Raw genomic sequence first — 22,903 nt, 5'->3', positions numbered from 1 at the left:
GACAAGGCCGACGCAGGATCCCCTGCGTCGGCCTTATTCCTATGTGACGGCCGGCGCAGCAGGCGGCTCGTCGGCGTCCGTATCCTCTTCTCCGCGCGACACTACGGCGGCGACGACCAGGTCGCCGGTGACGTTCAGCGAGGTCCGGCACATATCCAGGAAGCGGTCGACGCCCAGGATGAGGCCGATCCCTTCCGGCGGCACCCCCACCATGGCCAGGATCATGGCGATGACCGGCAAGGAGCCGGCGGGCACGCCCGCCGTGCCGACCCCGCCCAGGATGCAGACCAGCATGACGATCACCTGCTGGCCCAACGTCAGGTCGACGCCGAAGAACTGGGCCAGGAACAGCACCGTCACCCCCTCGAACAGGGCCGTGCCGTTCTGGTTGGCGGTGGCGCCGACGGTCAGGACGAAACGGGCGATCTTGCGCGGCAGACCCAGATTCTGCTCCGCCACGCGCAGCGACACGGGCAGGCTGGCGTTGGACGAGGCGGTGGAGAAGGACACCACCATGGCCTCGCGGATGTCGCGGAAGAACTTCAGCGGCGACATGCCCCCCATCAGCCAGATCACCAGCGGATAGACCACGAACATATGGATCGCCATGGCCCCCACGGCTACGGCTACGAACGCGCCCAGGCGGATCAGCAGCTCCCAGCCGAACAGGGCCGCCAGGTTGAACATCAGGCAGGCGATGGCGAGCGGGGCGATGCGGATGACGAGGTTGATGAGCTTCATCATCACCTCGAACAGCCCCTCGATGGTCTGTTGCAGCCGGTCCGTGGCAGGGCTCTTGGTCATGACCAGGCCGACGCCGAAGAACAGGGCGAAGACCATCACCGGCAAAATCTGGTTCTCGGCCGCCGCCGTGAAGACGTTGGACGGGATCAGCTCCAGAAAGAAGTCGCCCGCCTGCACCGACTTGGGCGCATTGCCGACGATGGAGGCCGCGCCCGCGCGCCCCTGATCCAGCAGTTGTTGCGCCAGGGCCGGATCAACCCCGTCGCCGGGCCGGAAGACGTTGACCATGACCATGCCGATCAGCACGGCCACGGCGGAAATGAAGACGGTGAAGCCCAGGCTCTTGGAGCCCGCCCGGCCCAGAGCCTTCAGGTCGCCCATCTCGGCCACCCCGATGACCAGGGCCGAGAACAGCAGCGGCAGCACCAGCATGAACAGCAGACGCAGGAATATCTGCCCGGCCGGTCCTGTGATGTTGGAGGTCAGCCACTGCACCCAACCGACGTCCCCTCCGACGGTCAGATTGACGATGAGTCCGCCCGTGAGACCGACCAGAAACCCGATCAGCATCAACATATGGAGCGGCAGTCCGCGCTTGGCTTTGATCTCCATCCGATCCCTTCCCCTTATTCCCTCATCCCCTTGGACTAACGGACAGGAAGGCCATAGATCAACCCACTGGGCCGTGACGACCATTGAGCATTCAGTCCACGCTCCAGATCCAGAGACGACTGTGAACCCAGGTTCCGATTGAATATCTCGCCGTAATTTCCGCCAGCAGAAACAGCGTCTTTCGCCCATGTTCTCGACAGATCGAGGCTCGGGCCGAAGTCACCTTCGTCGCCGAGCAGACGACGGACTCTAGGATCTGCAGAATTCTTATCCATGTCTGCGGCATTTGCACGCGTCACGCCCAATTCCTCGGCCAAAATCAGAGCGTTGAGCGTCCAGCGAATAACCGCCGTCCAGCGGTCGTCGCCGCTGCGCACCACGGGCCCCAGCGGCTCCTTGGAGATAACGTCCGGCAGAATGACGTGCTGCTGCGGGTTCGGCAGGGTCGTGCGCGCCGCCGCCAGGGCCGAGATGTCGGCGGTGAAGGCGTCGCATTCCTCGCGCGCATAGGCCTGGCGCGCCTCGCCTTCGGTGGCGACCACGACGGGGCGATACTCGATGCCCCTGCGGCGGAAATAGTCCTCGACATTCAGCTCAGTGGTCGAGCCGGACTGGACGCAGATGCGAGCGCCGTTCAGTTCGGCCGCGCTGCTCAGATTGAGCGCGCGGCGCACCATGAAGCCCTGGCCGTCGTAGTAGTTGATCCCGGCGAAACTGAGCTGCGCGCCCGTATCCCGGCTCATGGTCCAGGAGGTGTTGCGCCACAGCACGTCCACGCGCCCGTCGCGCAGGGCCTCGAACCGCTGTTCCGTCGTCAACGGCACGAAGCGCACGGCGTCCGGGTCGCCGAAGATGGCGGCCGCCGTAGCGCGGCAGAAGTCGACGTCAAAGCCCCGCCAGGCGCCGCGATTGTCGGTATAGGCGAAACCGACCAGCCCCTCGTGCACGCCGCAATTCAGCCGACCGCGCTGGCGCACCGCCGCCAGGGTCGGGCTGGACTTCGCCTCGGTCGCAGCGGTCGGCGCCTGGCGTGAAGGTTCGCGCGGTTCCGGCGCCTGCGGTTCAGCCGATCTCTGACAGGCGCCTGTCGCCAGGGTCAGCATCGCCGCCACGCCTGCTGTCGCTCGCCATCTCCGCATCCGATCCACCGCTCCGTCTTGCGCCCCGGAACAGTTTAGAGCCCTCTAGGCCCCGAACCGCAACCCGCCGGAGCCTTCATGCCGCCCATTTCCGACCGAACCCGGCTGATCGCCGGCGCCACCCGGCGCGGCCAGGGCCGTCGCCCGGTCAATCCTCCTGTGGAGCGCGCCTCCACCATGCTCAGCGACGATCCGGCGCGGATGCAGGATGCGTCGGACGGCCCCGTCTATGGCCTCGACGGCACGAGCGCGGCGCGCGAGCTGCGCTCCCTGCTGGCCCAGATGGAGGGCGGGACCGACGCCTTCCTGGTCCCCTCGGGCCTGGCGGCCGTGACCGTGCCCCTGACCGCCCTGCTGCGTCCCGGCGACGAGGTGCTGACCACCGACGCCGTCTATGGACCCACGCGCCGCTTCCTGACCCGCCACCTCGCCGCGCGCGGGATCACCGCCCGCTTCCACCCCGCCGACGCCTCGGCCGAGTCCGTTCTGGCCGCCATCACCCCACGCACCCGACTTCTGCTGATCGAAGCGCCCGCCTCTCTGACCTTCGAGATCGCAGACGCCCCCGCCCTGGCCGCCGCCTGTCGCGAACGCGGCGTTCTGACGGTCATGGACAACACCTGGGCGGCGGGGCTGGCCTTCCGTCCCCTGGCGCATGGCGTCGACGTCAGCGTCCAGGCGCTGACCAAATACGTCGGCGGCCATTCCGATCTGCTGATGGGCGGGATCGCCGCCGGCGAGCCGTCCGTTCTACGCTCCATCGCAAACACCATCGAGGACATGGGCTGGCACGTCTCGCCCGACGACGCCTGGCTGGCGCTGCGCGGCGTCCGCACCCTGCCCCTGCGCTACGAGGCCCAGGCCCGCTCGGCCCTGACGGTGGCGCAGTGGCTGAAAGCCCAGCCGGAGGTCGCCGACGTCCTCTATCCGCCCCTGCCCGGTTCGGTCGGACACGACCTGTGGCGGCGCGACTTCGACGGCGCGGCCTCCCTGATGGGCGTGGTCATGAAGGGCGGCGACACAGCGGCGGCCCACGCCTTCATGCGCGCGCTCAGCCTGTTCGGCATGGGGTATTCCTGGGGCGGCTTCGAGAGCCTGATCACCCACGAAACCCCGCAACTGGCCCATCGGCAGCATGCGCCCGACCTGTCCGGTCAGTTGCTGCGTCTGCATATCGGGCTGGAAGACCCCGCCGACCTGATCGGCGATCTTGAGAAGGGATTGAAGGCATGGCGCGCCCTGCAGGACTCGAACCTGAAACCTGCCGATTAGAAGGCGGGCGCTCCACGACCATATGCATCTGAATGGAAAAGCTTCTTGCGTTTTGTCAGACGCCTGCCTGACCTATCCGCCAGACTCCTGTTCGTCAGCCGTTCACAAGGATCGCATCTCCTGCTATCGGGCGTCCGCCGCGCCCATAGCTCAACCGGATAGAGCAGCCGACTTCTAATCGGCAGGTTTCAGGTTCGAGTCCTGATGGGCGCGCCACTCGATTAGATGACGAGTCCGCGCTTCCTCTGCGCATTCCTCGCCACCTTGCTATCGCTCTGCCTATCGCAAGAACAGTTCCAGGCAATTGAACGGGCATTCAGCGATCAAGGCCGCTCTCTCACACACGCGAACAGCGGCCAAGGCCTGATGGGAAGATCAAGCTGATGGGTCTCACGATTGTGGACACCGGCTCGACGCGGATTCTGTGGTCCGCCGCACGACGTTGCCGAGTTACGTGGCGGACATATTGCGGCGCTATGTACTGATGAAGCCGATAGCCGACGGCGAAATCTGACGGTGCATTCTGGCGTGCGGGCCATGTCGCAAGCATGGCCGCATGGGACGAACCTACACACCTAACGGCGAGACGCTCGAGAAGTATCCTACAGCTGCGCGAACGTGGTCTGCATTCAGGGGCCGATACTATCGGGCAAGTCCGTCGCCAGCGTAGTGCGCATCTACGAGGCCATGATGAACGTCGAGCCGGATCTCACTGGCAAGCGACGGTCGCGGTGGCTGGTGATCCACAACAGCTATCCCGACCTGCTGAACACCACGATCAAGACGTGGCTCGAGTCACCGAAAACCTGAACATCGTCGAGCCGAGCCGGCTCATGGGCCTGCTGGAGGGCCGGACCAAGGACGAGATCGACGCGGACCTGATGAACCGCGTGATGATCTCGCAGTCAGACCTGCCTGTGTTCCCGATGTTCGTCCGCGACACTCACGTTGCGAAGTCGCCACTGCACGCAGCATCAAGCGTGGCGCTGCAAGCGGGGCTGGACTTTGGGCCCCGCCCTGCCGCGATCGTGTGATGCAGCAGACAGGCAATCGCTGGTTCATTTTGGGCGAGTTGACGGCGCTGAACACGGCAACCGAAGAGGTTGCGCCCTGCAGGCTGTTGACCTAACAGGTAACATACCCGCCCATAAAAACGACTGTGTTATCTCCACAGATATTGTGAACTGTCGTATCTATCGAATCCTGACCTGAGCGGCGTTGAAACGGCGTGTCGCGGCAGGATTACCGCCACGACATTTGATATTGTGACTTCGCCATTCCTAAACGTCTCTGGCGCTGACCTTAAGGTCGCCAGGGAAGTGAGGCCCTAACTCCAAGGGGTGTCGACTGCCGTCTGCAGTAGATTGGTCCACTCACCATACGCGGCTAACTCAACGCGATGGTAGCTTGCGAGCGTGGATATAGTGGCTAGTTTCAAGCCTGGCTCGATCAGCATTACGCCATCAAAAGCGAACGTCGATGCGGGAACGACGCATAGCAACCTGTGAGGTAAATATTGGTCTAGCGCAGCCTTCAAGGCGAGACATTCACTCAGCGTTAGCCCAGCGTTCGCCTTCACCACGTAGATTTTATTGCCTGTCTTTAGAGACGCAATCGTCTTGTCCCTAAGGTGAATGAATTTCGAACGGTCCGCTTCCCAAACAGCCCGCCGTTCGACCTCGGGTAGCACAAACTCAAACGGCGCATCTTCGGAAGATCGTGAGCTATGAACGGCGCAATGAAACGCGCACTGATATTTGTCGTCCCAGGCCATGTCGAATGCCCACGGCTTTAGATGCTCCCACGAGTAGATGTCTGCCCACCCGTCTTCCAGCCCGCGAAGCACCCCATGTAGAGGCGCTGTTGCCCAACGGAATAAGCTAGACGGCTCAGCGCCATGAAACCGCTGCACAAACCCAAACTCACAATTATCACCCAGGCTCTCAAACTGTTCGAGCAACTCGGGTCGTAACGTATAACCTTGTGGCACTGCATCGACCATCCCCATACGGTCATCCGCGAGAGGCCAGCGCTTGATGTATGGGGGATTCTGCATAACCAAGATAATACAAGCTCGACCGTTCTTGTCGAGTGGCGTGTTCCTCGTTGCTTCCCTTCTCTTGTTGCTGTCATGCCGCTTACAGCTCCGATGACCGAAAGACCCCGCCGCCTTCCCAATGCGTCATGCCTGGAGTTGTGATGGCCGACACATCGCCAAATGGTGTGAAGAAGGTAGGATGGTTCAGTCATTCTCAAGCGGCATTGACAAGCTGGACCTTGACGCCCCGTGATGATCCCGTTCGGTCTGGCCTGTCTGGCGGTCTATGCGATCAACACATGGGCCGCAGCGGACGCCAAACCGACGCTGCGCGCGTCGATGCTGACCCCGGCCGCCTGCGAAGCGCGAATCTAGCAGCTTGTCATAAAATCTCGGCAGTGCCAGAATTCCCGCATGGACAAGAAAGTCTATTTTGATGTTGGGGCAAACGACGGGAGTGCGGGCTTAGAGTTCGCCGGAAATCCTGAATGGGTTGTTTATGCCTTCGAGCCCACGCCCGAGTTGGCCGAAACTATCCGCCAGCGCACGGCTGGGTTTGATAATTATCACCTGATCGAAAAGGCCGTTTCGGATTGGCCGGGCCGTGCAATCTTCAACGTCGCAGGTCAGGGTGACTGGGGAACCTCATCCCTACTCGCCTTTGCCGACAACATCGAAGAGACTTGGGCGGGTAGGACGGACTTCGCGGTTACCCAGCAGATCGAGGTTGAGGTGATCCGGCTGGAGGATTTTTGCCGCAAGAACGGAATTGATCGCATCGACCACCTCCATTCAGACGTGCAGGGGCTCGACATGGAGGTTCTGTTGGGCCTCGGCGAGATGATTGCCAATGTGCGCGGCGGCGATATGGAGTGCAGCCGCAGCCATGACGTGGCCCTCTACAAGGGCGAGCGGTTCGTGTTCGAAGACGTAGCCCTACTCCTCTACCAGTCCGGCTTCGTCATCGACGCCATTAAAGCGAACGACGACCACGGCCAACTCTGCGGCCCGACCTCAAGGCTGCGTGATGCTAACGAGCTAAGCATCTGGTATCGGCGGCCCTAGGGCGGATTTCGGTGCATTCCCGACTCCCGCAGTGATCACGATGGTCGGGCATGACTAACGCATCATCAGAAAAGCTCGAATTGATTACAGCTCCGACGGCGACAATTGAGCATTCGCGCTGGGCAAATCGGCTGCACTGTCTGACAGCCCTGACCGGCGTGCTGGCTATCCTTGGGCTGGCCATCTAATTCGACAAGCCCGTGTTCGTCATGTCGATGCTGGCCTAGATGATCGTGTTCACCGCGACGCTCACGGTCATCACGCCTTCGGCCGAGCAGATGATGAAGATGCTGGCCCAGGTTGCTGACCCTGAGCGCCTGCGGTCATCTGACGAGTTCCGGCGGGACTGAGTCCGCGCGTGGCGCCAAGACCTTCTACGCTATCGCCAAACCCATACCCTGGTTGGCCCGCGACACCGATCAGACGATCCGAGAAGTGAAGCCGCACAACGCAATTGGCGTCGCTCGTTAGTGCGTCCAGGACTGCTTGCGGTTGGTGGCGAAGTTGTCGGCGTAGGCCTTGATGATGACCGGCGCCTCGTTCGGCTCGTGCAGGCGGAAGGCGATGCCGTGGCGTTCGGCGTATTCGACCGCCTCTTCCTTGGTGTCGAAGGACAGGCGGACCTGGCCGTTCATGTCGGTCGAGCTGGTCCAGCCCATCAGAGGATCGATGGTGCGGGCCGAGGCCGGCTCGAACTCCAGACGCCAGTCGCGCGTCTTGGCCTTGCCGGACTGCATCGCGGTCTTGGCCGGGCGATAGATGCGAGCGAGCATGGACGGAATCCTTCGGACGGGGAACTCGCGGGGTGCATACCCCGCCGCCGCCGCCCGGTCCAGACGCCGCAAGACTTCATCAGACCGCCTGGATCAGGCGGCGAGCGTAGAAGAACCGGCGTCAATCCAGCGGCGTGCGGCGCGCTGGGCCTCGGCGATCTCGTCGTGCTCCATCTCCTGGCTGATGTCGCGTCGGTATTCCCGCGCCTCGATCGAGCCCTTCATGGAGGCCAGGTTGAAGATCATATGGGCCGACACCCGGTCGATCGGGCATCCGTCCAGTCCCGCCGAATAGGCCAGACCCAGACGGAACAAGGCGTCGCCGTCCATGTCGGGCGTGGGCAAGGGCAAGGTGTCGCGCGCCTGGGGCGCTTGATCGTCATGCAGCGGATTCATCAGCAATCCTCCCCCGCGGCGTCGTTCTGACCCCGCTATCGGACACGCATTCAAGTATCGTTGGTTTGAAATTAGCGTTAACGCGCTCAAGCCCCACGCAGCGCGGCCCTTGTCCGCATGCGGACGCAAGCTGACAGGCCGGTTCAGCGACGGTTCATTCGACCAGCGTGAAAGTCGACGCCAGACAGGGATTTCGCTTCTTGAATGGAGTTGCCAAATGAACCGCCTGACCAAGGCCGCCGTCGTCGCGCTCGCTCTGGCGACCACAGCCGCCCCCATGATGGCCCAGGCGCAGGATCATCGCGGGGACCGCCGCGAGTGGAGCCATGATCGCCGAGACGACCACCGTGAGCGGCGTCAGGATCGACGCGACGACCGTCGTGAATGGCGCCAGGACCGACGCGAGGACCGCCGTGAGTGGCGTCAGGACCGTCGTGAGTGGCGTCAAGACCGTCGCGACGATCGTCGAGAATGGCGCCAGGACCAGCGCCGATACGACCGCTGGAGCCGTGACAACCACAACTGGTGGCGCGGGCGGCCCGAGTTCCGCGACTATCGCGGCGCACGCAACGGCTACTGGTATGCGCCGGGACACGGCTATTATCGGGTCGAACCTCGCTACTACGGCTATCGCTGGCGCACGGGCGCCTACCTGCCGCCCGCCTATCGCTCCTACTACGTCAACGACCCCTATTTCTATAATCTGAGACCCGCTCCGCGCGGCTATCGCTACGTCCATGCCGGCAACGACATCCTGCTGATCGCCGTCGCCACAGGCCTGATCGCCAGCGTGTTGAGCGACGTCTATTAAGGCACGCTGGACCAAGGTATCGCTTCGCCCCGCAAGGCTCTGTCTTGCGGGGCTTTTTTCATGACGCCGCTCTGCGATCGACGTTCAGCAGCAGTTCATGGCCCCGGGCCCATTCTGTCCGCAAGCCGTCCAGTTCGGACGTGCGAGGACTTCGACCATGAAACGCTCGCTTCTCATGTTCGCGGCGGCCGCCAGCTTCCTCGTGCCCGCCGCAGCCCCCATGGCTGTTCTGGCCCAGGATCGGCCGCAGGCGCGCGAGGACGGTCCGCGTCGTCCTGATCGCGGCCAACCTCAGCGCCAGCACCGCGACGCCGATCGCCCGCGCCAGGAAGGCCCGCGCCCTCAACGACCGGAGCGCAGACCAGAACAAAGGCCGGAACAAAGGCCAGAACAAAGGCAGGAACAGCGACCCGACTGGAACCGCCCCGATCGCCCCGATCACCCTAGCCGACCGGACCGACCACAACGCCCGGATCGGCCGGACCGTCCCCAGAGACCCGATCAGCCGTGGCCTGACAGACCCAATCGTCCGGACCGCCCCGATTGGAATCGACCGGACCGTCCCCAGCGCCCAGATCGACCGGATTCCCATCGCCCAGACCGTCCCGAACGCCCGGATTGGAACCGCCCTGGCCGCCCGGACGCCCACCGCCCGAACAGGCCGGATCGTCCCAGCCAGTGGAACCGTGACCGCGACTATCGTGAGTTCCACAACCGCTGGAATCGCGACCAGTGGCGCCGCGACTGGGACCGTCGTCACCGTAGCGACTGGTGGCGCCATGACCAACGCTTCCGCAGCTGGAACGGCGTGCGCATCGGCTTCTATTTCGCGCCCGGCTACGGCTACTACAGCGTGCCGCGCACCTATTGGAACCGGCAGTACTATGTCGGCCAGTATCTGCCGGATGTCTTCTGGCGCTATCAGGTGAACGACTGGCGCACCTACGGCCTGGGCTATCCGCCTCCAGGCACGCGATGGGTCTATGTCGACAATGCGATCTATCTGATCGACGACTACGACGGCTACATCATCGAAGTCGTCCGCGACGCCTGGCGCTGGTAGCGCAAAACAGGAAGGCCCCGGAGAGAGCTCTCCGGGGCCTTTTTGTGGTCTGCAAGAAGGCTCTAGCCTAACCCTTAACGCGCCCTGTCGCTCAAGCAGCGAGCGACCGCGTCGCGAGCGTTAGCGACCAGCTGGGGGGTTTGGGGGCCGCAGCCCCCAAGCATCAAAGCCCTAGCTTGGCCTTCAGGATGTCGTTCACGGCGGCCGGATTGGCCTTGCCGCCGGTGGCCTTCATGACCTGGCCGACGAACCAGCCGATGGCCTGGGGCTTCTCGGCAACGGCGGCGGCCTTGTCGGGGTTGGCGGCGATGATCTCGTCCACCGCCTTCTCGATGGCGCCGGTGTCGGTGACCTGCTTCAGGCCGTGCTTCTCGACCACCTCGGCGGGCGAGCCTTCGCCGTTCCACACGTAGTCGAAGACTTCCTTGGCGATCTTGGACGAGATGACGTTGGTCTCGATCAGCTCGACCAGCTGGGCCACGTGGGCGGCCGGCAACGGGTTGTCGCTGAAGTCCTTGCCGTCGGCAGCCAGACGGGCCGAGACCTCGTTCGTCACCCAGTTGGACACCAGCTTGGCGTCGCGGCCCTTCGCGGCGGCCTCGAAATACAGGGCCTTGGCCTGCTCCGAGATCAGCACGCCTGCGTCGTATTGCGACAGGCCGTATTCGCTCATGAAGCGGCGGCGCTTGTCGTCCGGCAGCTCCGGCAGGTCGGCCTTGATGGCGTCGATCCAGGCCTGCTCCAGCACCAGCGGCAACAGGTCGGGATCGGGGAAGTAGCGATAGTCCTGCGCCTCTTCCTTGGAGCGCATGGAGCGCGTCTCGCCCGCTGTCGGATCATACAGGCGCGTCTCCTGCGTGATCGAACCGCCGTCTTCGAGAATCTCGATCTGGCGACGCGCTTCATATTGAATCGCTTGGGAAATGAAGCGGAAGCTGTTGACGTTCTTGATCTCGCAGCGCGTCCCCAGGAAGCTGAAGTCGCCCGTTTCCTTGAACTTGTGATAGTTCCCGGCGCGGCAGACTGACACGTTCACGTCGGCGCGCAGATTGCCCTTCTCCATGTCGCCGTCGCAGGTGCCGAGGTAGATCAGGATGGTGCGGATCTTCTTGACATAGGCGACCGCCTCTTCCGGCGTGCGGATGTCGGGGCGCGAGACGATCTCCATCAGCGCCGTGCCCGCACGGTTCAGGTCGACGTAGGATTCGGTCGGCGACAGGTCGTGGATCAGCTTGCCCGCGTCCTGTTCCAGGTGCAGGCGTTCGATGCCGACGTTGAAGAAGCTGCCGTCCTCGGCCTCCACCTCGACCACGCCCTCGCCCACGATGGGGTGATACAGCTGGCTGATCTGATAGCCGGTCGGCAGGTCGGGATAGAAGTAGTTCTTGCGGTCGAACTGGCTCTTCAGATTGATCTGGGCGCGCAGGCCCAGGCCCGACTTCACCGCCTGCTCGACGCAGTATTTGTTCAGGGTCGGCAGCATGCCGGGGAAGCCCGCGTCGATCAGCGACACCTGCTCGTTCGGCCCGGCGCCGAAGCCGACCGCCGCGCCCGAGAACAGCTTGGCGTTCGAGGCGACCTGGGCGTGGATCTCCAGACCCATGACGATTTCCCAAGCGCCCGTGCGGCCTTGGATCAGTTTGGAGTTCTCAGTCATGCTCACCACCAACGGTCCGGCTTGGCGACGAAGCCCGCCGCGTCTTCGAGGGCGCCTGCGACCTGGAAGACGGTCGCTTCATCCAGGGCCTTGCCGATGACCTGCAGGCCCAGCGGCAGGCCGTCGGCGCTGAGGCCGGCGGGGACCGAGATGCCCGGCAGACCGGCCAGGTTGGTCGTCACCGTGAAGACGTCGTTCAGATACATGGTCAGGGGGTCGATCTGCTTGTCGCCGATGGCGAAGGCGGCCGACGGGGTGGACGGCGTCAGGATGGCGTCCACCTGGCCCCAGACGTTGTCGAAGTCCTGGGCGATGCGGCGACGCACCTTCAGCGCCTTGACGTAATAGGCGTCATAGAAGCCCGCCGACAGCACATAGGCGCCGATGGTCAGGCGGCGCTGGACCTCCTTGCCGAAGCCCTCGGCGCGCGAGGTCGCATAGAGGTCGTCCAGAGAGGTGAACTGCTCGGCGCGGTGGCCGAAGCGCATGCCGTCATAGCGCGCCAGGTTCGACGACGCCTCGGCCGGGGCCACGATGTAATAGGTCGGCAGGGCGTATTTGGTGTGCGGCAGGCTGATCTCGACGATCTCGCAACCGGCGGCCTTCAGCCACGCGACGCCCTGCTCCCACAGCTTCTGGATCTCGGCGGGCATGCCGTCGAGGACATATTCCTTGGGCACGCCGATGCGCAGGCCCTTGACCGACTGGCCGACCGACTGGGTCCAGTCGGGGGTCGGGATGTCGAGGCTGGTCGAATCCTTGGCGTCGAACGAGCACATGGAATTCAGCAGCAGGGCCGAATCCTTGACCGTCTTGGCGATCGGCCCGGCCTGATCCAGCGAGCTGGCGAAGGCGACCATGCCGTAGCGGCTGGCGCGGCCGTAGGTCGGCTTGATGCCCACGGTGCCGGTGAAGGCGGCGGGCTGGCGGATCGAGCCGCCGGTGTCGGACGCCGTCGCAGCCAGGCACAGGTCCGCCGCCACGGCCGAGGCCGAACCGCCGGACGAGCCGCCCGGCGTCAGGTCGGCGTTCGAGCCCTTGGACTTCCACGGGTTCTTCACCGGACCGAAGGCCGAGGTCTCATTGGACGAGCCCATGGCGAACTCGTCCATGTTCAGCTTGCCCAGCATGACCGCCCCGTCGCGCCACAGATTGGCGGTGACGGTCGATTCATACGGCGGCACGAAGCCGCGCAGCATGTTGGAGCCGGCGGTCGTCTGCACGCCCTCGGTGCAGAACAGATCCTTGATGCCCAGCGGCGCGCCTTCCAGCGCCCCGCCCTCGCCCTTGGCCAGACGGGCGTCGGACGCGCGCGCCTGTTCCATCGCCTTGTCCGCCGTCACCTCGACATAGGCGTTCAGCGTCGGGTTCGAGGCTTCGATGTTGGTCAGGAAGGCCTTGGTCAGTTCTTCGGACGAGAAGGTCTTGGCCTTCAGGCCGTCGATGGCGTCGGCCAGCGTCAGCTTGGTCAGATCGGTCATGACTTACTCCACGACCTTGGGTACGACGAAGAAGCCGTCGGCGGATTTGGGCGCGTTGGACAGGACGTCGGCGACCTTGTCGCCGTCCGTCACCAAGTCGTCGCGCATGCGCAGCGGCTGGGACACGTTGGAGGTCATCGGTTCGACGCCCTGCACGTCCACCTCGTCCAGCTGTTCGATCCACTTCAGGATGCCGTTCAGCTCCTGGGCCAGGGGCTCCAGGCGGTCCTCGGGGGTCTTGATGCGGGCGAGATGCGCAACCTTGCGCACCGTCGCGGCGTCGATGGCCATGCGGCCCTCCAAAGCATGAGAGTCTAAGGGGTCGGGATTAGCGTTTCGCCGCCGTTTCGACAAGGATTTGGGTGCAGGCGCGAAATGAGCTTGGCCGTTGCGGCCAAACGCCCCCTATCGAAGGCCCGAGCGGCGCCTAAGTATGAGGCGCAGATCACAGGAGACGCGACCATGAAGATCACCGGCCCCCAAGTCCGCGCCGCGCGCGCCCTGGTGCAATGGCCGCGCGACCATGTGGCCCGCCTGTCCGGCCTGACGGTGGACGCCCTGGCCGACTTCGAGCGCGAAAACGTCGATCCCGGCGACGAGGCCCGCAGCCGCCTTCAGGCCGCGCTGGAGGAAGGCGGCGCCGTCTTCCTGCACGAAGAAGACGGCGGCCTGGGCGTGCGGCTGAAGTTCACCCGCAAGGAAGTGCGCTCGATCCGCAGCCTGGAGAACGAAGGCGGGCCGGTCGGGGACGACGACGTGTGAGTCCGTCTCCAACTCCGCTCATCCCGGCGGAGGGAAAGGGGCCCACGCTTTGACACGCGCCCCGTCTGGGCCTAACGCGCCCTCGTGCCTGTCCTTGATCTCTCCGAACTGCCCGCCGCCTGCCCGCCCAACACCCCGTGGCTGGGCCTGGACCTGGGCGAGAACACCATCGGCGTCAGCGTGTCCGACACCGGCCGCATCATCGCCAGTCCGCTGGAGCTGATCCGCAAGACCAAGTTCAGCCAGGACGCCGAACAACTGTTCAGGATCATGGACGGCCGCAAGGTCTCGGCCCTGGTCATCGGCCTGCCGCTGAACATGGACGGCACCGAAGGACCGCGCGCCCAGTCGTGCCGCGCCTTCGCCCGCAATCTGGAGCGGTTTCGGCCGGTCAACGTCGCCTTTCAGGACGAGCGCCTGTCGACCACCGCCGTCGAGCGGTTCCTGATCGACGAGCTGGACCTGACCCGCAAGCGCCGCGCCGATGTGGTGGACCGCACCGCCGCCGCATGGATCCTGCAAGGCGCGCTGGACCGGCTGCGCGGCTGAGATGGCGGCCATCCTCGCGGGCGTCCTGCCGGTCTTCCTGCTGCTGGCGCTCGGTTATGGGCTGAAGAAGTCGGACTATCTGCCCGACGCCGCCTGGCGGCCGATCGAGAAGCTGGCCATCAATGTCCTCTATCCCGGCTTCCTGATCCCCGCGATCTGGAATGCAGACCTGTCAGGCTCGGCCGCAGGCGCGGCAGGCGCCGCCGCCGTCACCGTGTCCATCATCATTTCGACCCTGACCCTGCTGTCCAAGCCCCTGTTGCCCCTCAGCGGCCCGGCCTACACCAGCGTCTTTCAGGGCATGATCCGCTGGAACAGCTTCGTCTTCCTGCCGGTCGTGCAGGCGACCTTCGGACCTGCGGGCGTGGGCCTGGCCGCCGTGGTCATCGCCGCCATGATCCCCGTCAGCAACATCCTGAGCGTCGTCGTCCTGGCCAAATGGGGCGCGGGGCAGCACGGCGCCTCGCCCAGGGCGCTGTTCCGGGCGATGATGTCCAACCCCATCCTGCTGGCCTGTCTGCTGGGGCTGGCGTTGAACTTCTCGGGCGCGCCGCAGCCGCCGGGGGTAAGCGAGACGTTGCAACTGCTGGGATCGGCCGCCCTGCCGCTAGGTCTGATCGTGGCGGGCGCGGGCCTCAGCTTCCGCGAACTGGCGCGCACGCGGGTGACGGTCGGCGCCGTCGTCGTGGTCAAGATGATCGTGACGCCGCTGGCCATGTGGCAACTGGCGCGCCTGTATGGCGGCGATGAGCTGGCGCAGGGAATCGCCCTGCTGTGCGGCGCGGCCCCCGGCGCCGCCTCGGCCTATGTGCTGGCGCGTCAGATGGGCGGAGACGCGCCGCTGATGGCCGGGATCATCGCAGCGACGACGGTATTCTCCGTGATCGGCATTCCAATGGCGCTGCTGCTATTCCATCTGACCTGAGTCCCCCCTATAGCGGCGTCTCGATGACCCAAGCCGCTCCCGTCACCGAACTCATTCAGGAACGGCTGACCCCGTTCCCCCGCGATCACTTCCTGGCCGCAGGCGATCTGAACCCGCCCGCCGCCCTGGCCTTGCTCGACCTGGCCGACGCCTTCGTCGACTTCAACCGGCAATCCGCCAAGGGCGTGGACCTGCTGCGCGGTCAGACGGTCGTGAACCTGTTCTTCGAGAACTCGACGCGGACCAGCTCTTCCTTCGAGATCGCGGCCAAGCGTCTGGGCGCCGACGTCGTGACCATGCCTGTCGCCTCTTCCTCGGTGAAGAAGGGCGAGACGCTGATCGACACCGCCGTGACGCTGAACGCCATGAAGCCGGAGATTCTGGTGGTGCGCCACGCCTCCTCGGGCGCGGTGGACCTGCTGTCGCAGAAGGTCGGATGCGCCGTGGTCAACGCCGGCGACGGGCGCCACGAGCACCCGACGCAGGCCCTGCTGGACCTGCTGTCCATGCGGCGCGCCTTCGGCGACGTAGGCGGGCTGAGCGTCGCCATCTGCGGCGACATCGCCCACAGCCGCGTGGCGCGCTCAAACGTCGCCCTGCTGCAGATGATGGGCGCGCGGGTGCGGCTGATCGGCCCGCCGACGCTGGTGCCCGGCGACGCGGACCGCTGGGGCTGCGAGGTCTTCCACGACATGAAGGACGGCCTGAAGGGCGTCGACGTGGTCATGATGCTGCGCCTTCAGCTGGAGCGGATGGCGGGAGCCCTGATCCCCTCGACGCGCGAGTATTTCCGCTTCTGGGGTCTGGACCGCGAAAAGCTGGCCTGGGCCGCCCCCAACGCCAAGGTCATGCACCCCGGCCCGATGAACCGGGGCGTCGAGATCGATTCCGACGTGGCCGACGACCTGAGCGTCTCCCTGATCCAGGATCAGGTCGAGATGGGCGTCGCCGCCCGCATGGCCGTTCTGGCCGCCCTCGCCCACCGCCGCGCGGGAGGCGCCGCATGACCGCCGCTCAATCTCAGCCGATCGCTATCATCAACGCTCGCTTGCTGGACCCGGCCAGCGACTACGACGGCCCCGGCGCGGTCCTGATCGAGAACGGCCGCATCGTCGAGGTCATCCACGGGCAAGCGACCCAACGCCCCGAGGGCGTGCAGATCATCGACGCCGAGGGCCGCTGCCTGGCGCCCGGCCTGATCGACATCCGGGTCAAGACCGGCGAGCCGGGCAATGAGCCCAAGGAGACGCTGAAGTCAGCCAGCCTGTCGGCGGCGGCGGGCGGCGTCACCACCATCGTCGTCCAACCCGACACCGATCCCGCCATCGACGACCCCGCCCTGATCGACCACATCCAGCGGCGCGGCGCGGCGCTCGATCTGGTCCACGTCCGCGCGGCGGGCGCGGCGACGCAAGCCCGCGACGGCGAGCGCATGGCCGAGATCGGCCTGATGCACGAGGCGGGCGCCCTGTATTTCACCGACGGCGACCGGGTGATCCGCAACACCCGCACCCTGCAACGGGTCATGAGCTACGCCGCCTCCTTCAACGCCCTGATCGCCTGTCGTCCGACCGAGCCGTGGCTGTCGGAGGGCGCGGTCGCGACCTCGGGCGAACTGGCGACGCGGCTGGGCCTGTCGGGCGCGCCCGCCATCGCCGAGCGCATCCAGCTAGAACGCGATCTGGCCTTGGTCGAGCAGACCGGCGCGCGCTTCCTGATCGACCAGATCTCGACCGAGGGCGCGTTGGAGACGCTGGCCCGCGCCCGTGCGCGAGGGCTGGAGGTCGCGGCCTCGGCCTCGATCAACCACCTGTGCTTCAACGAGATCGACATCGGCGACTATCGGACCTTCTACCGGCTGGACCCGCCGCTGCGCGCCGAGAGCGACCGGCAGGCCCTGGTCGAGGCGGTGCGCGACGGTCTGATCGACGTCATCACCTCGGCCCACTGTCCCGAACCGGCTGAAAACAAGCGCCGTCCTTTCGCCGAGGCCGAGCCGGGCGCCGTGGGTCTGGAGACCCTGATGCCCGCCGCCCTGACGCTGCACCACGAATACGGCGTCGACCTGCTGGACGTGCTGCGTCCGCTGACGCAGGGCCCCGCCGCCCTGCTGGGGCTGGAGGCCGGTGAGCTGTCGCAAGGCGCGCCCGCCGATCTGGTGCTGTTCGACGCCGGGGCGCCTGTGGTGATCGACGCCGCGACGCTTCGCTCCAAGTCGAAGAATTCGCCCTTTGACGGGCGGCGACTGCAAGGGAAGGTCTTGCTCACCGTCGTTTCGGGCCGCATCGTCCACGACGCACGTTAAGGGGAGCGAATCACTTGCAGGATCTGGCGGGGCCGGCGCTCCTTACGCTCGGGCTTGTGGCTATTGGCGGATACCTGCTGGGCTCCATCCCGTTCGGCGTGGTCCTGACCCGCGCGGCGGGCGCGGGCGACGTGCGCAACATCGGCTCGGGTAATATCGGCGCGACCAACGTCCTGCGCACCGGGCGCAAGGATCTGGCTATCGCCACCCTGATCCTGGACGCGGGCAAGGGCGCGGTCGCCCTGCTGATCGCGCGTCATCTGCTGGGAACCGACGTCGCGGGCGCCATCGCCGGCGGCGCGGCCTTCCTGGGCCACCTGTTCCCCGTCTGGCTGGGGTTCAAGGGGGGCAAGGGGGTGGCGACCTTCTTCGGTCTTATCCTGGCCGCGTGCTGGCCGCTGGGCCTGCTGGCGGCGGCGACCTGGCTGATCATGGCCTTCGCCTTGCGCTATTCCTCGCTGTCGGCCCTGGTGGCGGCGGCGCTGACGCCGTTCTACGCCCTGCTGCCCCTGCCTGCGCTGGGTCTGCCTGCGCCGCAGCCCATCTTCATCATGGCGGTCTTCACCGCCGTCCTGATCTTCATCCGCCACCATGAGAACATCGGCCGCCTGCTGAAAGGCGCCGAGCCCAAGATCGGGGCGAAGAAGGCGTGACGGCGCTGTCGGAGGCCGAGCGCTTCGCCCGCCTCCGGCTCGCCCGGACCGACCGCGTCGGCCCCGTGGCCTTTTCCCAGCTGTTGCAGCGGTTCGGTTCGGCCGAGCGCGCGCTGAACGCCCTGCCCGACCTGATCCGCAGCCGGGGGCGCAGCGGCTATTCCATCCCGACGCCCGAAACCGTCGAGGCCGAACTGGAGGCCGGCGCCCGCATCGGCGCGCGACTGATCCTGTGGGGCGAGACCGCCTATCCCGAGGCCCTGGCCGCCGTTGATCCGCCGCCGCCCCTATTGTGGACGCTGGGCGATCCGGCGCTGATGCAGCGGCCCTGCATGGCCATCGTCGGGGCGCGCATCGCCTCGGCGGGCGGCCAGCGCATCGCACGCGGCCTAGCCCAGCAGTTGGGCGAAAGCGGCCAGGTCGTCGTCTCGGGTCTAGCGCGCGGGGTAGATGCGGCCGCGCACCTGGGCGCGCTGGAGACCGGCACGGTCGCCGTGCTGGGCGGCGGGGTGGACGACGTCTATCCGTCCGACAACGCCGACCTGTATCGCCAGATCGCCGAGCGCGGCTGCATCGTATCGGAAAGCCCCGTCGGCGCGCGGGCGCAGGCGCGCGACTTCCCGCGTCGCAACCGCATAATCTCGGGCCTGTCGCGCGGCGTGGTGGTGGTCGAGGCGGAAATCCGCTCAGGCTCCCTGATCACCGCGCGGCTGGCGGGCGAACAGGGGCGCGACGTCTTCGCCGTACCGGGTTCGCCGCTGGACCCGCGCTCCAAAGGGCCGAACGAGCTGCTGCGTCAGGGCGCCATCCTGTGCGAAGGGATCGAGGACATCGAGCGGGCCTACGCCGCTCTGCGGACGCTGCGCGAACCGCCCGCTGATTCGCCGTTCGCCGCCGGTTCGCCGGATCAGATCGACGATGCGGTGCTGGATCGTATCGAAGCCCTGCTGTCGCCGACGCCCATCGGTCGCGACGAACTGGCGCGCGCAGCCGGATTGTCAATTGCGGAAACGGCCGCCGCCCTGCTGGAGCTTCACCTCGCAGGGCGGGCGACCTTGCTGCCCGGCGGACTGGCCTCGACCTAGGCGGGCGCGGTGCGGCGGGCCATATCCGCCGCGCTTTCCAGCAGACCGGCCAGCCGCTCATCCCCGTCCCAGCGGGCCATTCCGGCCAGTTCCGTGGCCATGGCGGCCACATATTCACGGACCGGATAGTCCGTCAGGTCAGGGCCTGTCGCCTTGCGACGTCGTTGCACTGGCTTGTTCATCGTCAACCCTCCCGAGAACGCCTGAGAGGAACACAACTCAAGGAGGTTTGTAAACTCACGTTACCCGGAAAGGTTGCTCATATAAAACGGGCCGATTGACTTCCGCGTCCGCCGCAACCACGTTCGCGCCCCGTTTTCCCCGATAGAGCGCCATGAATCTCGTTATCGTCGAGAGCCCCGCCAAGGCCAAGACCATCAATAAATACCTGGGCTCGGACTATAAGGTTCTGGCTTCCTACGGCCACGTCCGCGACCTGCCGTCGAAGGACGGCTCGGTTCTGCCTGACGATGACTTCGCCATGCACTGGGAGGTCGACGCCAAGGCGTCCAAGCGCCTGTCCGAGATCGCCGAGGCCGCCAAGGCCGCCGACCGCGTCATCCTGGCGACCGACCCCGACCGCGAGGGTGAGGCGATCAGCTGGCACGTTCTGGAGATCCTGAACAAGAAGAAGGCGCTGAAGGACACAGACGTCCAGCGCGTCACCTTCAACGCCATCACCAAGTCCGCCGTGCTGGAGGCCATGGCCAACCCGCGCCAGCTGGATATGGAGCTGGTGGACGCCTATCTGGCGCGCCGGGCGCTGGACTATCTGGTGGGCTTCAACCTGTCGCCGGTGCTGTGGCGCAAGCTGCCGGGCGCCCGTTCGGCCGGTCGCGTTCAGTCGGTCGCCCTGCGCATCGTCGTCGATCGCGAGATGGAGATCGAGAAGTTCAAGGCTCAGGAATACTGGTCGGTCGAGGCCGACCTGATCGCCGACAGCCCGCCCTTCACTGCCCGTCTGGTCAAGCATGACGGCAAGCGCGTCCAGCGCCTGGACATCGTGTCCGAGGCCATGGCCATGGCGGCGCGCGAGGCCGTTCACAGCGGCGACTTCACCATCAAGTCGGTAGAGAAGAAGCCGGCCAAGCGGTCCCCCGCCCCGCCCTTCACCACCTCGACCCTGCAACAGGAAGCCGCGCGCAAGCTGGGCTTCACCGCCCAGCGCACCATGCAGGCGGCGCAGAAGCTGTATGAGGGCGTCGACGACACCGGCGGCCTGATCACCTACATGCGTACCGACGGCGTCTATGTGACGCCCGAGGGCATCGCCCAGGCGCGCGAGGCCATCGGCCAGCGTTTCGGCCCCGCCTACGTCCCGGCCGAGCCGCGCTACTACAAGACCAAGGCCAAGAACGCTCAGGAAGCGCACGAGGCCATTCGTCCGACCAACATCCTGCGCAACCCCGACACCCTGCGGCTCGATAGCGATCTGCAGCGGCTGTATGAGCTGATCTGGAAGCGGATGATCGCCTCGCAGATGGAATCGGCGCGTCTGGACCGCACCACGGTCGAGATCGAGACGCCCGACGGCCAGACGGGCCTTCGCGCCACCGGCCAGGTCGTGGTCTTCGACGGTTTCATCGCCGCCTATGAAGAAGGCCGCGACGACAGGCAGAAAGGCGCTGAGGACGAGGACGACGAAGGCGGCCGCCTGCCTGCGCTGAAGGAAGGCGCCAAGGCCAAGGTCGAGGCGATCCGCACCGACCAGCACTTCACCGAGCCGCCGCCGCGCTTCTCGGAAGCCACCCTGGTCAAGAAGCTGGAAGAACTGGGCATCGGCCGCCCGTCGACCTACGCCTCCATCCTGACGACCCTGCGCGACCGCGAATACGTCCGCATGGACAAGAACCGCTTCTTCCCTGAGGACAAGGGACGGCTGGTCACGGCCTTCCTCGAGCAGTTCTTCGCCAAATGGGTCGAGTACGACTTCACCGCCGCGCTGGAGACCCAGCTGGACGAGGTGTCGGCGGGCGATCTGGACTGGAAGACCCTGCTGCGCCGCTTCTGGCAGGACTTCCACGCCGCGACCCAGGCCGCAGGCGAACTGCGCACCACGGCCATCCTGGATCACCTGAACGAGGCGCTGGGCCCGCACATCTTCCCGGACAAGGGCGACGGATCCAATCCCCGCGAATGCCCGGTCTGCCATGAAGGCCAGCTGAGCCTGAAGACCAGCCGTTTCGGCGCCTTCATCGGCTGCTCGCGCTATCCAGAGTGCAAATACACCCGCCCGGTGGCCTCTCCCGACGCGGCCGACGGCGGCGCCGAGAGCGGCGATCGCGAACTGGGCGTCGATCCGGCGACCGGCCAGCCGGTGCATCTGAAGATCGGCCGCTTCGGCCCCTATGTCGAAACCACGCCCCCGGATGCGGACAAGCCCAAGCGCTCGTCCCTGCCCAAGGGCTGGTCCCCGGCATCGATCGATCTGGAGAAGGCGCTGCGCCTGCTCAGCCTGCCGCGCGACGTGGGTCCGCACCCCGAAGACGGCAAGATGATCACCGCCAGCCTGGGCCGCTACGGTCCGTTCGTGGCGCACGCGGGCACCTACGCCAACGTGGCGGACATCGAGGAAGTGTTCGACGTCGGCCTAAATCGCGCCGTGGCCCTGCTGGCTGAGAAGCGCGCGGGTCGTGCGGGCCGCACCTCGGCCGCCGCGCCGTTGAAGGAGCTGGGCGCCCACCCGGAAACGGGCGAGGCCGTGCAGGTCATGGCCGGCCGCTACGGCCCCTACGTCAAGTCGGGCAAGATCAACGCCACCCTGCCCAAGGGCACGGCGCCTGAGGACATGACGATGGAGGCCGCCCTGCCCCTACTGGCCGCCAAAGCCGGCGCCGCGCCCAAGAAGAAGGCGCCCGCCAAGAAGGCGGCTGCGAAAAAGCCTGCGGCGAAGAAGGAGCCTGCCGCCAAGAAACCGGCCGCGAAGAAGGCCCCCGCCAAGAAGGCGGCCAAGGCTGCGGAAGCCGAATAAGACGAAGCGCCCTCGTTCTCACGAACGGGGGCGTTTTTCTTACCGCCCCGCGACCAACTCATTGCGGACGCGACGGCCCAGGGGATCTCGGCCTGGCCAGCTCTCCCCAACGGACGCCTCGACATAGGGCGTGCAGAAGCGCGAGATGATCATGCGCGGGCGGATTTCGTTCAGACAGACGCGATCCCCCTCACGCGCCCAGCGCGCGGTCAGGCGCCGTCCATCCGAGAACAGGGCGCGGTAACGGCCGTCACGGTCGAACCAGTGCTTGACCCAATCGCCGTCCGGATAATGGGAAACGACCGTATTGCCGAAAGCCGCCTGCATGGCGTCGACGTTTCCGCCGCTGCCTGAGGCTGACGCGCTCGCAGGCGCGGCCAACATCAGCGTGATCAGCACGGCTGCGCGCATCCGGTCCCTCTCCCAATCGTCTTTGCAGTCCCCAGGCGGACCATACAGGCCGAAACGCCGTTGCCAAGCGGCCCGTTCCGAACGGAAATACTTGACTGAGGCGTAGGGCTTTCTCTATACGGCCGCAGGCTCGGAACAGGACTGGCGATGCGCGCCGCCCGCTCGCCCACGAGGGGCGGTTCCGTCAGCTG

26 protein-coding genes and 1 tRNA gene are annotated in these 22,903 nt (G+C 65.9%); 18 read left to right on the top strand and 9 right to left on the bottom strand.

Annotated features, from left to right (window positions below; all coding sequences use genetic code 11):
- Positions 1-39: 39 nt before the first annotated feature.
- Positions 40-1,356, bottom strand: a complete 1,317-nt coding sequence (locus BDIM_RS05950; protein ID WP_003164668.1) for a dicarboxylate/amino acid:cation symporter — start codon at positions 1,354-1,356, stop codon at positions 40-42.
- 35 nt (positions 1,357-1,391) lie between these two features.
- Positions 1,392-2,459, bottom strand: coding sequence for an amino acid ABC transporter substrate-binding protein (locus BDIM_RS05945; protein ID WP_081461848.1), 1,068 nt, complete (start codon positions 2,457-2,459; stop codon positions 1,392-1,394).
- 114 nt (positions 2,460-2,573) lie between these two features.
- Here BDIM_RS05945 and metC point away from each other — a divergent pair, with 114 nt between their 5' ends.
- The 8 genes from metC (at position 2,574) to BDIM_RS18560 (ending at position 7,220) form a co-directional block, all read left to right on the top strand.
- A complete protein-coding gene (metC, locus tag BDIM_RS05940) occupies positions 2,574-3,767 on the top strand; it encodes a cystathionine beta-lyase (RefSeq protein WP_003164667.1) in 1,194 nt (397 codons plus the stop codon).
- A 139-nt stretch (positions 3,768-3,906) separates the two neighbouring features.
- A tRNA-Arg gene (locus tag BDIM_RS05935) sits at positions 3,907-3,983 on the top strand.
- Positions 3,984-4,454: 471 nt separating this feature from the next.
- On the top strand, positions 4,455-4,577 hold the full coding sequence (locus BDIM_RS18570; protein WP_256974086.1) for a hypothetical protein: 123 nt from the start codon (positions 4,455-4,457) through the stop codon (positions 4,575-4,577).
- Entirely contained in the window at positions 4,553-4,801 is a 249-nt protein-coding gene (locus BDIM_RS05930; RefSeq protein WP_003164665.1) for a hypothetical protein, read from the top strand. Before BDIM_RS18570 ends, BDIM_RS05930 begins: the two co-directional genes overlap by 25 nt.
- A 1,253-nt stretch (positions 4,802-6,054) precedes the next feature.
- Positions 6,055-6,180 carry a hypothetical protein gene (locus BDIM_RS18565; protein WP_003164664.1) on the top strand — a complete coding sequence of 42 codons (126 nt, stop codon included), beginning with the start codon at positions 6,055-6,057 and terminating at the stop codon, positions 6,178-6,180.
- 39 nt (positions 6,181-6,219) lie between these two features.
- Positions 6,220-6,870: an FkbM family methyltransferase gene (locus tag BDIM_RS05925; RefSeq protein ID WP_003164663.1), complete on the top strand. Its 651-nt coding sequence runs from the start codon at positions 6,220-6,222 to the stop codon at positions 6,868-6,870.
- A 50-nt stretch (positions 6,871-6,920) separates the two neighbouring features.
- A complete protein-coding gene (locus BDIM_RS17845; protein WP_157683888.1) occupies positions 6,921-7,058 on the top strand; it encodes a hypothetical protein in 138 nt (45 codons plus the stop codon).
- A gap of 39 nt (positions 7,059-7,097) precedes the next feature.
- On the top strand, positions 7,098-7,220 hold the full coding sequence (locus BDIM_RS18560; RefSeq protein WP_003164661.1) for a hypothetical protein: 123 nt from the start codon (positions 7,098-7,100) through the stop codon (positions 7,218-7,220).
- Between the two features lie 117 nt (positions 7,221-7,337).
- Here the strand turns inward: BDIM_RS18560 and BDIM_RS05920 are convergent, their stop codons facing one another.
- Both BDIM_RS05920 and BDIM_RS05915 read right to left on the bottom strand, forming a co-directional pair.
- Positions 7,338-7,643 carry an ETC complex I subunit gene (locus tag BDIM_RS05920; RefSeq protein WP_003164660.1) on the bottom strand — a complete coding sequence of 102 codons (306 nt, stop codon included), beginning with the start codon at positions 7,641-7,643 and terminating at the stop codon, positions 7,338-7,340.
- A 93-nt stretch (positions 7,644-7,736) separates the two neighbouring features.
- Positions 7,737-8,039, bottom strand: coding sequence for a hypothetical protein (locus BDIM_RS05915; RefSeq protein WP_003164659.1), 303 nt, complete (start codon positions 8,037-8,039; stop codon positions 7,737-7,739).
- Positions 8,040-8,256: 217 nt separating this feature from the next.
- Between BDIM_RS05915 and BDIM_RS05910 the strand changes: the two genes are divergently transcribed.
- Both BDIM_RS05910 and BDIM_RS05900 read left to right on the top strand, forming a co-directional pair.
- Positions 8,257-8,850 (top strand): RcnB family protein, encoded by a 594-nt coding sequence (locus tag BDIM_RS05910; RefSeq protein ID WP_003164658.1) that lies wholly within the window; start codon positions 8,257-8,259, stop codon positions 8,848-8,850.
- Positions 8,851-9,658: 808 nt separating this feature from the next.
- Positions 9,659-9,913 (top strand): RcnB family protein, encoded by a 255-nt coding sequence (locus BDIM_RS05900; protein ID WP_003164656.1) that lies wholly within the window; start codon positions 9,659-9,661, stop codon positions 9,911-9,913.
- A gap of 163 nt (positions 9,914-10,076) precedes the next feature.
- Here BDIM_RS05900 and gatB read toward each other — a convergent pair whose 3' ends face one another.
- The 3 genes from gatB to gatC are packed head-to-tail and all read right to left on the bottom strand — an operon-like array spanning position 10,077 to position 13,342.
- Positions 10,077-11,570, bottom strand: coding sequence for an Asp-tRNA(Asn)/Glu-tRNA(Gln) amidotransferase subunit GatB (gene gatB, locus BDIM_RS05895; RefSeq protein WP_003164654.1), 1,494 nt, complete (start codon positions 11,568-11,570; stop codon positions 10,077-10,079).
- A 2-nt stretch (positions 11,571-11,572) separates the two neighbouring features.
- Positions 11,573-13,051 (bottom strand): Asp-tRNA(Asn)/Glu-tRNA(Gln) amidotransferase subunit GatA, encoded by a 1,479-nt coding sequence (gatA, locus tag BDIM_RS05890; protein ID WP_003164653.1) that lies wholly within the window; start codon positions 13,049-13,051, stop codon positions 11,573-11,575.
- Positions 13,052-13,054: 3 nt separating this feature from the next.
- Complete coding sequence (gatC, locus tag BDIM_RS05885; protein WP_003164652.1) at positions 13,055-13,342, bottom strand: Asp-tRNA(Asn)/Glu-tRNA(Gln) amidotransferase subunit GatC; 288 nt, start codon at positions 13,340-13,342, stop codon at positions 13,055-13,057.
- A 171-nt stretch (positions 13,343-13,513) separates the two neighbouring features.
- Between gatC and BDIM_RS05880 the strand changes: the two genes are divergently transcribed.
- The 7 genes from BDIM_RS05880 (at position 13,514) to dprA (ending at position 19,330) form a co-directional block, all read left to right on the top strand.
- The gene (locus BDIM_RS05880) at positions 13,514-13,813 is read left to right on the top strand and encodes a hypothetical protein (RefSeq protein WP_003164651.1); all 300 of its coding nucleotides are present in this window, start codon (positions 13,514-13,516) and stop codon (positions 13,811-13,813) included.
- A gap of 84 nt (positions 13,814-13,897) precedes the next feature.
- The gene (gene ruvX / locus BDIM_RS05875) at positions 13,898-14,362 is read left to right on the top strand and encodes a Holliday junction resolvase RuvX (RefSeq protein ID WP_003164650.1); all 465 of its coding nucleotides are present in this window, start codon (positions 13,898-13,900) and stop codon (positions 14,360-14,362) included.
- Between the two features lies 1 nt (position 14,363).
- Entirely contained in the window at positions 14,364-15,287 is a 924-nt protein-coding gene (locus BDIM_RS05870; protein ID WP_003164648.1) for an AEC family transporter, read from the top strand.
- Between the two features lie 23 nt (positions 15,288-15,310).
- Complete coding sequence (locus tag BDIM_RS05865; protein ID WP_003164646.1) at positions 15,311-16,294, top strand: aspartate carbamoyltransferase catalytic subunit; 984 nt, start codon at positions 15,311-15,313, stop codon at positions 16,292-16,294.
- The gene (gene pyrC, locus BDIM_RS05860) at positions 16,291-17,592 is read left to right on the top strand and encodes a dihydroorotase (RefSeq protein ID WP_003164645.1); all 1,302 of its coding nucleotides are present in this window, start codon (positions 16,291-16,293) and stop codon (positions 17,590-17,592) included. The genes BDIM_RS05865 and pyrC overlap by 4 nt, the downstream gene beginning before the upstream one ends.
- 14 nt (positions 17,593-17,606) lie before the next feature.
- Positions 17,607-18,245 carry a glycerol-3-phosphate 1-O-acyltransferase PlsY gene (plsY, locus tag BDIM_RS05855; protein WP_040345204.1) on the top strand — a complete coding sequence of 213 codons (639 nt, stop codon included), beginning with the start codon at positions 17,607-17,609 and terminating at the stop codon, positions 18,243-18,245.
- Complete coding sequence (gene dprA / locus BDIM_RS05850) at positions 18,242-19,330, top strand: DNA-processing protein DprA (protein WP_003164643.1); 1,089 nt, start codon at positions 18,242-18,244, stop codon at positions 19,328-19,330. Before plsY ends, dprA begins: the two co-directional genes overlap by 4 nt.
- On the opposite strand, the gene BDIM_RS05845 is transcribed toward dprA, so the two are convergent.
- Complete coding sequence (locus BDIM_RS05845) at positions 19,327-19,512, bottom strand: hypothetical protein (RefSeq protein WP_040345201.1); 186 nt, start codon at positions 19,510-19,512, stop codon at positions 19,327-19,329. The genes dprA and BDIM_RS05845 overlap by 4 nt on opposite strands.
- Before the next feature lie 152 nt (positions 19,513-19,664).
- On the opposite strand from BDIM_RS05845, the gene topA reads away from it, so the two are divergent.
- Positions 19,665-22,301 (top strand): type I DNA topoisomerase, encoded by a 2,637-nt coding sequence (topA, locus tag BDIM_RS05840; RefSeq protein ID WP_003164641.1) that lies wholly within the window; start codon positions 19,665-19,667, stop codon positions 22,299-22,301.
- 39 nt (positions 22,302-22,340) lie between these two features.
- Here the strand turns inward: topA and BDIM_RS05835 are convergent, their stop codons facing one another.
- On the bottom strand, positions 22,341-22,712 hold the full coding sequence (locus BDIM_RS05835; protein ID WP_003164640.1) for a hypothetical protein: 372 nt from the start codon (positions 22,710-22,712) through the stop codon (positions 22,341-22,343).
- Positions 22,713-22,903: the final 191 nt, after the last annotated feature.

Origin of the sequence: Brevundimonas diminuta ATCC 11568, from assembly GCF_000204035.1 — a bacterium.
GTDB classification, from domain to species: Bacteria; Pseudomonadota; Alphaproteobacteria; order Caulobacterales; family Caulobacteraceae; genus Brevundimonas; species Brevundimonas diminuta.
This window is presented reverse-complemented; position numbering and strand designations above follow the sequence as displayed.